Source organism: Xanthomonas sp. D-99, from assembly GCF_017746145.1.
GTDB lineage: Bacteria > Pseudomonadota > Gammaproteobacteria > Xanthomonadales > Xanthomonadaceae > Xanthomonas > Xanthomonas cissicola.
In genome coordinates this window covers 295,709-309,523 of the sequence record NZ_JAGHWU010000005.1, presented here as the reverse complement: position 1 = coordinate 309,523, position 13,815 = coordinate 295,709, and the positions used below count along the sequence as shown (strand labels likewise).

The window sequence follows — 13,815 nt, the reverse complement described above, 5'->3', positions numbered from 1 at the left end:
GGCGCTTTCCGCGGGAATTTCCTAGCCGCCGCCATCGGCGGGGTTTGTCTCGCGCTGGCCGCGCAAGCCGGTGCCGTCACGTTCGCCACCGGCGATGCGCGCGCTGTCGCGCAACCTGCGATTCCCTCCCTCTGCCAGCCCGCGTTGAAGGCCAGCCAGACGCCGAACGGTCGCTTGTTCGAGGCGGCGCTGGAAAGCGCGCCGCCCGATACCACAACCATCCAGGCGGCACTCACTGCGTGCAAGAACGGCGCAGTGTTGCTCACCAGCGGCAGCGGCAACGCCTTTCTGACCGGGCCGCTGACGATTCCCGCTGGCGTCACCCTGGTCGTCGACCAGGGCGTGACCGTGTACGGCTCGCGCAACCCGGCCGATTATGGCAGCGGCTGCGGCAGCGCCGGTTCCAAGAGCGTCAGCTGCCTGCCGTTGATCGGCATCAAAGGTGCGAACGCGGGCGTGATGGGCATGCGCACCGGCGGGCGCCAGGGCACCATCGACGGGCGTGGCGACCTGGCCATGCTCGGCAAGAGCGCCACCTGGTGGGAATCCGGCGAAAACGCCAAGAACGCAGGCCAGGTGCAGAACAGCCCCGACCTGATCAAGGTGCAGAACGCCACGGCATTCACGCTCTACAACATCAACCTGATCAATGCGGCGTATTTCCATTTCTTCGCGCATATCGTCGACGGCCTGACCATCTGGGGCGTGCGGGTGAAGTCGCCGGCCACCAGCCCCAATACCGACGGCCTGGATCTGGACAGCGTGGTCAACGCTACCATCCACGACAGCGATGTGATGGGCGGCGACGACTGCGTGGCGATCAAGACCATCGCCTCCAAGTCGGCCAACATCACCGTGCGCAACTCGCGCTGCTACGGCACCCACGGCATCTCGATCGGCAGCGAAGTGATGTCCGGCGTCAGCAATGTGCTGGTCGACAATAATGCGCTGGTGTCCACCGACGATATGGGCAACCGCAGCACCGACAACAGCGGCCTGCGCATCAAGACCAGCCTCGCCAAGGGTGGTCCGGTCAGTCTGATTACCTATCGCAACACCTGCCTGTACGGCGTCAGCAGCCCGTTGGTGATCAACCCGTTCTACGCCGCCGCAACCAGCGGTACCAGACCGACCTTCGGCCAGATCGTGGTCGATGGGCTCAAAACCGACAACGATGCCGGCGGCAAGGGCTGGATCCTGAAAGGCTTCGATGCGCAGACACCGCTGGATCTAGTGTTGGCCAACGTGGCGCACAGCGACGCGTCGATCAGCGCCAGCAACGCGCAGATCGGGCTGAGCAACAGCGCCGTCACGCCGTCGGGGGCTGGCGTCACCACCGGCACCGTGCAGGTCGGCGGTGCGGTGCCCACCTGCTCGGGCGCACCGCGCTTCCCCGCGCTGTGATTTCGCTGGCGCTGCCGTCACTCGCCGCGCCAGACCCGCTGGCGCCTCGCCCGCGAACGTACGTCCTTCAGCATGGCAGATAGGGCTGCGGCCCCACACATCACCACCGCCCCGTGCCGGAACGTTCCGCCCGCAGGCGCCACCGAAACCGCATCCCGAATCCCCTGCCGCAAACGCAGCAGGCTTGACCTTGACTAAAGTCTTTGCGTTTCATGGCCTTATTGCCAGAAGTTCATCTGATGTCTGTTACCCTCGGCCGATGATTCGACGCACACTGACCTGCCTGCTCACCCTCGGCCTTGTCGCCTGCGCGACCCAGCCCAGCCCGCCATCCCCGTCACCGGCCGCCAGCGCGCCGCCGGCCAAGCCACCGCTTGCGCCATCGACGTCAGCGCCGCCGGCAAGCGCCGCCGCCGAGGCGCCTGCGCTTCCGCCAGTCGACCTGACCCCGGTCCCGTTCGAGATCGCCCGCGCCAACTTCGTGCGCGACACCTCGGCCAAGTACGGCATCGATGCCGCGCAGATCGAAGCGGTGCTGGCGCAGGCGCAATTCAAGGACGCCATTGTCACTGCGATGTCGCGCCCGGCCGAACGGGTCAAGCCGTGGAACGAATACCGGCCGATGTTCATCACCCAGGCGCGTATCGACGGCGGCCGCAAGTTTCTCGCCGAACATCGCGCCGAGCTGAGCAAGGTCGAAGCGGCCACCGGTGTGCCGGCACAGGTGATCGTGGCGATCATCGGGGTGGAAACCAGCTACGGCAGCAACGCCGGCAAGTACCGCGTGCTGGACGCGCTGTACACGCTGGCGTTCCGCTATCCGCGCAGCGGCGACCCGGCCAAGCTCGAACGCGAAGTGCGCCGCGAACTGTTTTTCCGCGATGAACTCGGCCAGTTGTTCGCGCTCGGCAAAGAGGAACAGCTCGACGTCACCACGTTGATCGGCAGCTACGCCGGCGCGATGGGCATGGGCCAGTTCATGCCGTCCAGCTATCGCCAGTTCGGCGTGGACGGCGATGCCGACGGCAAGCGCAATCTGTTCACCGACTACAACGACGTGTTCGCCTCGATCGCCAACTACTTCGTCAAGAAGGGCGGTTGGGTGCGTGGCGGGCAAGTTGCGGTGCCGGCCACGCTGGCCGCTGGGCACGAAGAATTCAATCCCACCGACTGGTCGCCGGTATACACGCTGTCCGAGCTGTCGGCGCGCGGCTATCACCCGAGCGCACCGGTGGTGGCCGGCAGCACCGCCACCCCGATCAGCCTGGACGACGCCAACGGCAAGCAGTACTGGCTGGGCTTCCAGAACTTTTACGCGATCACCCGTTACAACATTTCCAAGATGTATGCGATGGCCGTGTTCCAGCTGTCCGACGCCATCGCCGGCAAGGAGTTACCCCCGGCATGAACAGCATTGCAGGCCCCAAGTGGCTGGTCCCGATGGCGCTGATGCTTGGCCTGGCGGCCTGTAGCAGCGCACCGAAGAAAACTGCCGGCGGCAACGGTAGCGGTGCGATCAAGGGTGTGAAGGTCGAAGGCAAGGGTCCGGCGTATGTCGCCACCGGGTGCCCGTCCACCTCGCCGTATGCACCCGCAAAGGAAGACCCGTCCACGCGCGGCGACTACACCGCTGGCGGCTTGTACAAGCCCGGCGTGAAAGACTCCACGCCCGATCATGTGCCCAACGTGGCCTGCATCCCAGAGCCACTGGTCACCAATGAGCCGCGCTCGGCGGTGGGGAATCGTTCGCCGTATGAAGTGCTGGGCAAGCGCTATGTGGTGATGGACAACCCTAGCGACTATGTCGAACGCGGCACCGCCTCGTATTACGGCAACAAGTTCCATGGCCGGCTGACCTCCAACAAGGAGGTGTACGACATGTACGCCTTCACCGCCGCGCACAAGACCTTGCCGCTGCCCAGCTTTGCGCTGGTCACCAACACCGACACCGGCCAGTCGGTGGTGGTGCGCGTCAACGACCGCGGCCCATTCCACGACGGCCGCGTGATCGATCTGAGCTACGCCGCGGCAGTGAAGTTGGGCATCACCGGCAAGGGCACCGGCAATGTCGAAGTCCGCGGCCTGACTGAAGCCGACAACGGCAATCTGCTCGCCAAGCGCCGCAGTGGCCAGGCCCCGGTGAATACCGCCGTGGCCACGGCGCGGCCGGCTGCCGGCGCCAGTCAGATCGATGGCCTGGTGCAGCGCCTGCCGACACGCACCGTGCCGCCGCGTGCGGTCGCCACCGGTGCCGGCACCGGCGCCGCGGTGACCGCCTCCGCCACGGCACCCACTGGCGGCGCGCCGGTCGCTGCGGCTGGCGAGCGTTGGCGTTACCGCGTTGCCGACTCGCGCCAGCCTGGCAATGCCGACAACTTCGATGCCTGGATGAAGGCGCAGGGCGTGCGTGTGGCCACCGGCAAGCCGGCCGCTGCGGCCCCGCGACCGGCCGCGTCAGCGTCCGCCGCCGTACCCGCCGCAGCGCCGCCGGTCGCGGTTGCGGCGGTCAAGCCGTCCGAGAGCACTGCCTCGCGCCCGCTCAAGGCCGAGCCAGCGCCCGCCAAGGCACCCAGCGTGGCCGAAGCCGCACTCGGCGACATCCTGCTGCAGGTCGCCAGTTTCGCCAGCCGCGAAAACGCCAATCGCGCACTGTCGCAACTGGCCTCGGCGGGGATCGCCGGTGCCAGCGTCAGCGACATCGTCAGTGGCGGGCGCACGCTGTGGCGGCTACGCGTCAATGCGCGCGACCATGCAAATGCGTCGGAGATTGCCCAGCGCATCGCCGGACTCGGTTTCGGTCGTCCGCAGATCGTGGCCAATTAATGCGCATGGGTCGGTCAGCGCGTGGCTGATCGAGCGTGAGCGCACCCGCTGCGTGCGCATTGGCTGCATCGGCGTTACCGGGAACGGCTGAGCACACCCAATCGGCGGGCAAACATCGCGCATCTGCAAGGCGGATGCGGCCAAGGTCGGCTTCGGCATGCACGTCGCGGCCCCTCGCGTCGTCTGCATCCAGCCAGCGCCTGCGCGCCAGCGTCGCCTCGTTGGACGCGCTGCAAGCAATGCCCGTACCTGCGTGCCGCTTCCGGCAGCTCGCCTGAGGCACCACAAGCGTCCGTACGACCGCCGCCATCGCTGAACTGCGCAAGCGCATGCATCGTGCAACGCGTCGCCCTGATCGCCGTGGCGTCTTACAATTTCGCATTGCCCGGCTTTCGGGCCCGTCAGGAGTCGTTCTTCAATGAAATTCCGCTTCGCCGCCGCTGCCGTGGCCACGTTCGCCTTCGGCCTGGTCTGCGCCCAGACACCTGCGCCGCAGCCGACTCCTGCCGTGGCTGCCTCCCCGGCCGCCTTGCCGGTGCCGCCGGCACCCGCACCGGCCGTGTCCAAGTCCTGGATCCTGATGGACTACGCCACCGGGCAGGTGCTGGCCGGTGAAAACATCCACCAGCAACTGGCGCCGGCCAGCATCACCAAGGTGATGACCTCCTACGTGGTCGCCGCCGAGATCAAGAACGGCAAGGTCAAGCGCGACGACCAGGTCATGATGAGCGAACGCGCCTGGCGCGAAGGCGGTGCGGGCACCGACGGCAGCTACAGCGGCTTCCCGGTCAACCAGACGGCGCGTCTGGAAGACATGGAAAAGGGCATGGCGATCCAGTCCGGCAACGATGCCGCCATCGCGCTGGCCGAGCATGTGGCCGGCAGCGAAGAAGCCTTCGCCTCGCTGATGAACAGCTACGCCGCCAAGATCGGCATGAAGGATTCGTACTTCGTCAACGCGCACGGCCTGAGCGCCGAGGGGCATCACTCCACCGCCTACGACCTGGCCCTGCTGGGCCGCGCGATGGTGCGCGATTACCCGGAGACCTACGCCTATAACAAGATCAAGGAATTCCAGGTCGGCAGCATCAAGCAGAGCAACCGTAACCGGCTGCTGTGGCGCGATCCGGCGGTGGACGGCATCAAGACCGGTCACACCTCCGAAGCCGGCTACTGCCTGCTGAGCTCGGCCAAGCGCGGCGATCAGCGCCTGATCGCCGTGGTCATGGGCGACAGCTCCGAAGAACAGCGCGCCACCGATAGCCTGGCGCTGCTCAACTGGGGCTTCCGCTTCTTCGAAACCCACAGCCTGTACGCGCCCGGCAAGGTCGTCACCAAGCAGAAGGTCTGGAAGGGTCAGCAGGACGAAGTGCAGCTCGGCGTGGCACAGCCGCTGCTGGTCAGCCTGCAGCGCGGCCGCTACAACGACCTCAAGCCCAGCATGGAAGTACCCAAGAACCTGCAGGCACCGATCAAGCAGGGCCAGCAGGTTGGCACCGTGAAGGTCAGCCTGGACGGCAAGGTCATCGCCCAGGCCCCGCTGGTCGCCATCAACGCCGTCGAAGAGGGCGGATTCTTCAAGCGCCTCTGGGACGCGTTCTGGATGTGGTGGGAATCGGAGTAATCCAAACAAAAAAGCCGGCTTTCGCCGGCTTTTTTGTTTGCGGGATTGGGGATTGGGGATTCGAAAAAGCGAGGGCAGCGGCGAAGCCCCGCGCTGCTCTTCCAAATCCCGCTGGCCCGCTCTTGCGAATCCCCAATCCCCAATCCCGAATCCCGAATCCCGAATCCCGAATCCCGAATCCCAGCCGTCAAAGCATCCGGCTAATCGTAAAACTGCCATACACCGGCGTTTCGCGCTGGGTGTCGAATTCGCGGGTGCGGTGGTAGCGGGCAAGGGCGAATTTCCAGCGGCCGTACATCACCGCCAGGCCGTAGCCCACGTCGCCGACGAACGGGCGCTTGTCCACGCTGTGGCTGTTGCGGAAGGTGTTGCCGTCCAGCGTGATGTCGCGGATCACCCAGCGCGCGTCGGTGGTGACGAACAGGTGGCCGGACCAGCCGCTGGCGCGCCCGAGCCGGCTGGGAGCCGTGTTTTCGCCCGCGGGTCGGGTGGGGGTGCTGCCGAAGTCGTCCGGCAGTTTCCAGCCAAAGCGGGCCTCGCCGCCGGCATTCAGATGCGTGGCCATGTTGCCGACCGCGCCGCCCCAATGCGAAATGAAGTCCCAGCCGAATCCACCGGCATTGCCGCTGGCATCGGCCGGCCAGCGATGCATGCGCTCGTGCACCAGGTTGATCAGCGGCTCGTTGTGCAGCTGGTTGTCCCAGCCCTGGAATTTCTCGTCCCCGAGCGCATCGTGGATCGCATCCTGCGCTTCTTTCGCAAGCGCCCACGGACCGACAATGCCGACCTGCAGCTGCGTGGTGCGCAGGTGTGCATCGTTACGCGCGTTGTAGCCGAAGCTCGCCAGCAGGATGCCCGCATAAGGGCGGTCGTCCGGGATGACGTCGCGGCGGGTGTAATCGGTCGGGGTGAAGATCGCCTGGCCGAGCGAGAACACCATGTTCTGCTGATCGAATTCGCCCGGGTGCAGCCGTTCCAGATAGCTGTTGACCCACCGCGCAGTCCGCGGCAGGCACGGGTCGTCGGTGTAATCGACCAGGTTCGGCGACACCAGCGTCAGCACCGCACCGTTGGAATACCCCTGGTCCTGATCTTCGCCGCCGAACAGGTCGTTATCGACCCGGAAGTTCACCGCAGGCGGCGTGCGCCCAAGGCGGCTGGAATCGCACTGATCCGCCGCCAGGGCCGGCAGCGACAGCCCGGAAAGAGAAAGCAGCAAGGCAGCAGACAACGCGCGCGGTCGGAGCATGGAGGGCCTGGAGAGGGGAGCTGGAATCGGAAAAATGCCTGTGTCTTCTGTTGCGCTGTGTGAAGTGTGTGGTCGCGACTGCAGCCTCTGCCGCTTCGGCTCGCGACCGCGCTGCCAACTACCCATGGCTGGGTTCGGTTCAGCAGCGCAATCGCGTCACATTTTTAAAAGTTCGGTGCAGCTCGCATGGTTGCACTCCAGACCAGCCAGGCGCGTCGATCGGTCGCAGAGGCTTGGGTTTGCCCATCGCCGGCCCGATAATGGGCGGATGGATATCAGCACCGACAGCCCCGATCACGGCTTTCAGTTTCCCGGCACCTTCGAGCTCAGCGCCATGGGCACGGCTGAGCGTGGGCTGGAAACCGAGCTTCCGCGCCTGCTTGCCGCCACCGGCGTGGAGCTGCTGCAGGAGAGCGTGAGCTGGAAGCATTCTTCCAGCGGAAAGTATGTCTCGGTCAAGATTGGCTTCCGTGCCCAAAGTCGCGAGCAGTTCGAGGCCGCACATCAGGCGCTGCGCGATCATCCGGAAGTGAAGTGGACGCTGTAGCGGCCGAGCCTGTGAGCAGCTCCATGGCTGGCCTGCCTGCGCAATTACGCGACCTCGGCCCGCAAGACTACGCGCCTGTGTGGCGTGCAATGCAGCGTTTCACCGATGCGCGCGAAGAGTACACGGTCGATGAGATCTGGGTGGTCGAGCATGCGCCGGTGTTTACGCTGGGCCAGGCCGGCAAACCCGAACACGTGCTGGCCCCGGGCGAGATTCCGGTGCTGCAGGTTGATCGCGGCGGGCAGGTTACGTATCACGGCCCTGGCCAATTGGTGGTGTACCCGCTGCTGGACCTGCGCCGGCTGAAGATCGGCGTGCGCGATTACGTGTGCAAGATCGAACAGGCGCTGATCGATACGCTGGACGAGTGGAACATCGTGGCCGAGCGCCGCGACGGTGCTCCTGGCGTGTATGTGGGCGGGGCCAAGATCGCCGCGCTCGGGATCCGCGTGCGGCGTGGCTGCACCTTCCATGGGTTGTCGTTCAACGTGGCGATGGACCTGCAACCGTTCCACCGCATCAACCCGTGTGGCTACCAGGGTCTGCAGGTGACCTCGGTGCTAGACTTGGGCGGCCCCTCCGGGATGGACGCCGTCAAGGCGGTGCTGCTCGACCAGCTGGCGCGCCAGTTCGGCCTCGTTCTGCAGCCCACTTCCGCATTGCCCGACCTTTCGCTTCCGGCCTGAGCGCCCCGTATCGTCATGACCCAGCCTATCGCCCGTTCCATTCCCTTGCAGGTCGTCTCCGGCGACACTGCCGCGCCTGCGCCGCTGCAGACCGGCGTCAAGCAGATCGGTGGCGACAAGATCAACCGCTCGCCGGTGCAGTTTGTGGATGCGCCGGTGCTGCGGAAACCGTCGTGGATCCGGGTGCGGATTCCGTCCGGCAATGCGGTACAGAACCTCAAGGCCAAGCTGCGCGAAAACCGCCTGGTCACGGTGTGCGAAGAAGCCAGCTGCCCGAATATCCACGAATGCTTCAGCCACGGCACCGCGACCTTCATGATTTTGGGCGAGGTGTGCACCCGGCGCTGCTCGTTCTGCGACGTAGCGCATGGCCGGCCCAAGCCGCCCGACGCGAACGAGCCGGCCAGCCTGGCCGCCACTGTGGCCGATATGGGCCTGAAATACGTGGTGGTGACCAGCGTGGATCGCGACGACCTGCGCGACGGTGGCGCGCAGCATTTCGTCGACTGCATCTCGGCGATCCGGGCCAGCTCGCCCAACACGCGTATCGAAATCCTGACCCCGGATTTCCGTGGCAAGGGCCGCATGGACCGCGCGCTGGAGATCCTGGCATCGAGCCCGCCGGACGTGTTCAACCACAACATCGAAACCGTGCCGGACCTGTACCCGAATGTGCGCCCCGGCGCGGACTACCAGTGGTCGCTGACGCTGTTGCAGCGCTTCAAGGCGCAGCATCCGTCCATCGCCACCAAGTCCGGCATCATGCTGGGCCTGGGCGAGACGATGGACCAGGTGCAGGCTACGCTGCGCGACCTGCGCGCGCACGATGTGGACATGATCACCATCGGCCAGTATCTGCAGCCGACGCCGCACCATCATCCGGTGATGCGTTACTGGACGCCGGAGGAATACAAGGCGCTGGAAGACTATGGCAATGCGCTGGGCTTCAGTCATGTTGCCTCCGGCCCGATGGTGCGTTCCTCGTACCACGCCGATCGTCAGGCTGCAGGCGCCGGCGTAGCCGCCTGAGTCGGCAACAGGCGACCGGACGACTGCCGCGGCGGGTGGGCGATCGGTGCTGGCAGCAACACCGCGATGCTGGTGCGCTCAATGCCGGACGGCCTCGCGTATTGCGAGTGGACCGCTGACTCGACAGTCGCGACGTTCTTCGGCCGGCCACATCGCAATGCCAATCGACGACAGCCCCGTGCATCGCGCGGGGCTGTCGTCGTCTCTGGCCGTGCGGCGTGCAGCCGCAAGGTACGGTCTCGTTCACAATCCGCTACGGGCCCGGCGCTAGGCTGATTCAGCCAGCGGATGACAACGCCAGCAACTTTCGGCACTGTCATGCTGTCTGATCCGTTCACCGCCTCTCTTTCGTCGGCCCCGTGCCGAGAGCCATTCGATGACCTACAACGTTTCTTCGTGCATGAAGGCCGGCCTGCTGGCGCTGGTGTTGACCACTCCGATGGCTTTGCTCGCACGCGCCGATACTGCGCTGCCGGCCGCTGCCACGCCCGATCAGGCGACGGCCACCAAACTCGTGTATGGCCTGCTCTCCGACAGCCGCTATGCCTACCGGCCGCGCACGCTGGACGAGGCGATGTCCAAGGACGTGTTCAAGCGCTATCTGGAAACGCTGGATGGCGGCAAACAGTTCTTCACCCAGGCCGATATCGACAGCTTCGCACCCCTCCAGGCCGGTGTTGGCGACGCGTTGCGCGGCGGCAACCTGGAGCCGGCGTTCCAGGTGTTCTCGGTCTACAAGAAGCGCGTCGATCAACGCGTCAAGTATGCGCGCGACCTGCTCAAGCAGGACTTCGATTTCAGCGGGAACGACAAGTTCGAGTACGACCGCAAGGACGTGCCGTGGGCTGCAGACGACAAGCAGTTGGACGTGCTGTGGCGCCAGTCGGTGATGAACGATTGGCTGCGCCTGAAACTGGCCGGCAAGAAGCCCGACGACATCCGCAAGACGCTGGATAAGCGGTATGTGGCACTGGCCGATTCGGTCAAGCAGCTCAAGGGCGAAGACGTGTTCCAGTTCTTCGTCAACGCCTATACCAACGCCGTCGACCCGCACACCGATTACTTCACCCCGCGCACTGCCGAAACGTTCAACCAGCAGATGTCGCTGTCGCTGGAAGGCATTGGCGCGCAGCTGCAGAAACAGGACGACATGGTGGTGATCCGCGAGGTGATCCCGGGCGGTCCGGCGGCAGTGGATGGCACGCTCAAGCCGGGCGACCGCATCGTCGGCGTTGGACAGGCCAAGAGTGGCGCGATCGAAGATGTGATTGGCTGGCGCATCGACGACGTGGTGGCCAAGATCCGCGGCAGCAAGGATACCCAGGTGCGCCTGGAGTACATCCCGGCCGAGTCGGGCATCGATGGCAAGCACCGCACGGTGACCCTGACCCGTCAGAAGGTGCGCCTGGCCGAGCAGGCTGCCAAGGGCGAAACCATCACCTTGCCGGCCACCGGCAGCGAGCCGCAGCGCCGCATCGGCATCATCAAGCTGCCGGGCTTCTATCAGGATTTCGAAGGCCGCCGTCGCAATGCAACCGACTACGCCTCGGCCACGCGCGACGTCGCCAAGCTGCTGGCCGGCTTCAAGACCGACAAGGTCGATGGCGTGGTGCTTGACCTGCGCAATAACGGCGGTGGTTCGCTCGACGAGGCGATCGAACTGACCGGCTTGTTCATCGAGCAGGGGCCGGTCGTGCAGGTCCGCGAATCCGGCGGCCGCGTCACCGTCAATGGCGACAGCGACCCCAAGGTCGCCTGGGACGGCCCGCTGGCTGTGTTGATCAACCGCGGCTCGGCGTCGGCATCGGAAATCTTTGCCGGTGCGATCCAGGATTACGGTCGTGGTCTGGTGATCGGCGAAACCAGCTTCGGCAAGGGCACCGTGCAGAACATCGTCGACCTGGATCGCTGGCCTGCTGCCGAAGGGCAGCGGTATGGGCAGGTCAAGCTGACGATCGCGCAGTTCTTCCGCGTCAGCGGCTCCAGCACCCAGCACAAGGGTGTGGTGCCGGATATCGCCTTCCCGGCCAGCGTGGATGCCACAGAGTTCGGTGAGAGCACCTACGACAATGCGTTGCCGTGGACGCGTATCGCCGCTGCCCCGCATACCCAGTACGGCAACTTCGCAGCATTGCTGCCCAAGTTGCAGGCCCTGCACACTGCGCGGATTGCCACCGACAAGGAATTCCAGTGGTGGGAAGAGGACGTCAAGCAGTTCCGCGACGAAAAGGCCAAGAAGTACATTTCGTTGAATGAGGCCGAGCGCGTTGCCGAGCGACAGAAGCAGGATCAGCAGCGCAAGGATCGCCAGCAGATTCGCAAGCAACTCGGCCTGCCGCTGGATCCGCTTGCCGAAGACAGCGACGATGGCCTGACCGGTAACGAGCGCGACATCGTCAAGGACACTGCACGCGAAAAGGCGGCCGAAAAGCGCCCGGATCCACTGCTGCATGAATCGGCGGCCATCCTGGCCGATGCGCTGGGCTTGCTGTCGCAGGACAAGCCGTTGTCGGCGCAGGTGCTGCCGAAGTCGACCTCCCCGGGACGTTGGGCAGACTGAGCCACGCTGCCGATTCAATGCATGGACGCCACCGCTTGCCGGTGGCGTTTTCATTTAGCCAATAGCGTTGCCGCTGGCAGCGTCTCAGCCGATCGCCTGCCAGCAGGCCTGCAGGCCGAGCAGCAGCAAGGTGCCGAAAAATATCCGGCGGAATACCTCGGGAGAGATGCGGCGTCGCACCTTCGTGCCGGCCCACACTCCCACTGCGGTGGGCAGCAGCGCCAGCAGCGATGGCAGGCCGGCCGAGAGCGGCATTCCACCATGCCAGACCAGCGCCGTCGCCAGTGCAAGCGTTGCCGTGCCGAAGCACGCGGCCAGTGCGCGGATCAGCAGGTCGCGTGGCAGGCCCAGCGCAGAGAGGTAGGGCACCACCGGGAGGACCAGCACGCCGGTGGCGCCATTGAGCAGGCCACCGACCAGGCCGATCAGCGGGCTGCCCCAGCGCTCGTGACGTGGCGGCAGGGTCCATTGTCGGCGGGCAAGCCCAAGCAGGGCATAGGCGACCAGCAGGACCCCAAGCGCGCCGCGCAGGTGACGCGGATGACCGCCAATCATCAACCCGGCGCTCAACCAGGTGCCCGCCACCACCATGGCCAGCACCGGCCACAGACGCCGCAACAGCTCGGTCGCAGCTGGCCCCCAGGCCTGCTGCAGATTCGTCACCAACGAAGGCAGCACCAGCAGCGCGGCGGCCTGGCTGGGCGGCAGCCACAGCCCCAGCAGTCCCATTGCCACGGTTGGCAGCCCCATGCCGGCGACGCCTTTGACCGCGCCGGCCAGCAGGAACACAGCGGCAACCATGACCAGTTGCGACACGTCTTCATTCATGGGCAGCAGGATCGGTGCGGCAGCGGTGTCCGGCAAGCTGTCTTTGTTTGAGGCAGACTTCGGCCACGCCGAAGGCTGGAGGTGCAGATGCAGGTGGAATTCACCGACTTGCGGATCTTTGTTGCGGTGGCCGACACCGGCAGCATCACTGCCGGCGCCGACCGCGTGGCGCTGTCGCTGGCGGCCACCAGTGCGCGTATTCGCGCGCTGGAGCTGCAGATCGGCGCGGCCCTGTTCGAGCGTGGTCGGCGAGGCGTGACGCTCACCGCCGCCGGCCAGGTCCTGCTGCGGCATGCACGGGCATTGGCACGCCAGGAACAGGCCATGCGCAGCGAGCTTGGCGATTACGGACCCGGTGGACAGGTCACTCTGCGATTGGCTGCGAACACCGCCGCACTCTCCGAATGGCTACCCGAGTGCGTTGCGGATTTTTTGCTGGCCCATCCGCGGGTGGACCTGACCCTGGCCGAATGGGGCAGCGAGGAGGCTGCCGATGCCGTGCGCGATGAACGTGCCGACCTTGCCGTGGTGGCCGGGCATGCCAACTTCACCGGCCTGCAACGGCGTCCGTTCCGACAGGATCGCCTGGTGGTCGCGGTGGCCGCCAGCCATCCGCTTGCCGGCGCAGGCAGCCTGCGTCTGGCCGATATCGCGCCGATGCAGTTGCTGGCGTTATCGGCCGACAACGCCTTGCAGCGCCACCTGCGGACTCATCTGGCCCGGGCCGGCGTACAGCTGCGCATCCGTGCGCGCGTGCCGGGTCTCGAAACGCTGTGCCGCATGCTGGCACGCGGCGTGGGCGTGGCCATCGTGCCGCACGCGGCGCTGGCGTGCTCCAGTGTCAGGCAGCAACTGACGGCGGTGCCGCTGGAGGAAACCTGGGCGCGGCGCGAGCTGTCCATCATCTGGCGCGACGCCCCCTCGGTCACCCTGCAGGCCTTGCTGGAATGGCTGCAGGCCAGCGCCACGCATGCCGGCATTCATCCGGCCCGATGACCGCAGCGCTGCGGGCATCGGGTGGCCGTGTCACAGCCGGCACGCGCCTCGCTGCCGGCCAACGGCTCT

At 65.9% G+C, this 13,815-nt stretch carries 11 protein-coding genes; 9 read left to right on the top strand and 2 right to left on the bottom strand.

Annotated features, from left to right (window positions below; translation table 11 throughout):
* Positions 1-33: 33 nt before the first annotated feature.
* The 4 genes from J7360_RS03590 to J7360_RS03575 all read left to right on the top strand — a co-directional run bounded on the left by J7360_RS03590 (position 34) and on the right by J7360_RS03575 (position 5,851).
* Positions 34-1,404, top strand: coding sequence for a glycosyl hydrolase family 28 protein (locus J7360_RS03590; RefSeq protein WP_209033277.1), 1,371 nt, complete (start codon positions 34-36; stop codon positions 1,402-1,404).
* A gap of 259 nt (positions 1,405-1,663) precedes the next feature.
* Positions 1,664-2,812, top strand: coding sequence for a lytic murein transglycosylase B (gene mltB, locus J7360_RS03585; protein WP_057662702.1), 1,149 nt, complete (start codon positions 1,664-1,666; stop codon positions 2,810-2,812).
* Positions 2,809-4,227: a septal ring lytic transglycosylase RlpA family protein gene (locus tag J7360_RS03580; RefSeq protein WP_057662703.1), complete on the top strand. Its 1,419-nt coding sequence runs from the start codon at positions 2,809-2,811 to the stop codon at positions 4,225-4,227. Before mltB ends, J7360_RS03580 begins: the two co-directional genes overlap by 4 nt.
* A 418-nt stretch (positions 4,228-4,645) precedes the next feature.
* Entirely contained in the window at positions 4,646-5,851 is a 1,206-nt protein-coding gene (locus J7360_RS03575; protein WP_209033270.1) for a D-alanyl-D-alanine carboxypeptidase family protein, read from the top strand.
* Between the two features lie 187 nt (positions 5,852-6,038).
* Here the strand turns inward: J7360_RS03575 and J7360_RS03570 are convergent, their stop codons facing one another.
* Positions 6,039-7,100 (bottom strand): lipid A deacylase LpxR family protein, encoded by a 1,062-nt coding sequence (locus J7360_RS03570; RefSeq protein ID WP_057662708.1) that lies wholly within the window; start codon positions 7,098-7,100, stop codon positions 6,039-6,041.
* A gap of 268 nt (positions 7,101-7,368) precedes the next feature.
* Here J7360_RS03570 and J7360_RS03565 point away from each other — a divergent pair, with 268 nt between their 5' ends.
* From J7360_RS03565 to J7360_RS03550, 4 genes are all read left to right on the top strand, one after another.
* The gene (locus tag J7360_RS03565) at positions 7,369-7,647 is read left to right on the top strand and encodes a DUF493 family protein (RefSeq protein ID WP_209033268.1); all 279 of its coding nucleotides are present in this window, start codon (positions 7,369-7,371) and stop codon (positions 7,645-7,647) included.
* Positions 7,635-8,333 (top strand): lipoyl(octanoyl) transferase LipB, encoded by a 699-nt coding sequence (lipB, locus tag J7360_RS03560; RefSeq protein ID WP_057662710.1) that lies wholly within the window; start codon positions 7,635-7,637, stop codon positions 8,331-8,333. The genes J7360_RS03565 and lipB overlap by 13 nt, the downstream gene beginning before the upstream one ends.
* 15 nt (positions 8,334-8,348) lie before the next feature.
* Entirely contained in the window at positions 8,349-9,362 is a 1,014-nt protein-coding gene (lipA, locus tag J7360_RS03555; protein ID WP_007968529.1) for a lipoyl synthase, read from the top strand.
* Between the two features lie 400 nt (positions 9,363-9,762).
* Positions 9,763-11,922, top strand: a complete 2,160-nt coding sequence (locus tag J7360_RS03550; protein ID WP_173361965.1) for a carboxy terminal-processing peptidase — start codon at positions 9,763-9,765, stop codon at positions 11,920-11,922.
* Between the two features lie 84 nt (positions 11,923-12,006).
* Here the strand turns inward: J7360_RS03550 and J7360_RS03545 are convergent, their stop codons facing one another.
* Positions 12,007-12,750 carry a sulfite exporter TauE/SafE family protein gene (locus J7360_RS03545; RefSeq protein WP_057662733.1) on the bottom strand — a complete coding sequence of 248 codons (744 nt, stop codon included), beginning with the start codon at positions 12,748-12,750 and terminating at the stop codon, positions 12,007-12,009.
* An 81-nt stretch (positions 12,751-12,831) separates the two neighbouring features.
* Here J7360_RS03545 and J7360_RS03540 point away from each other — a divergent pair, with 81 nt between their 5' ends.
* Positions 12,832-13,746 carry a LysR substrate-binding domain-containing protein gene (locus tag J7360_RS03540; RefSeq protein ID WP_176215054.1) on the top strand — a complete coding sequence of 305 codons (915 nt, stop codon included), beginning with the start codon at positions 12,832-12,834 and terminating at the stop codon, positions 13,744-13,746.
* Positions 13,747-13,815: the final 69 nt, after the last annotated feature.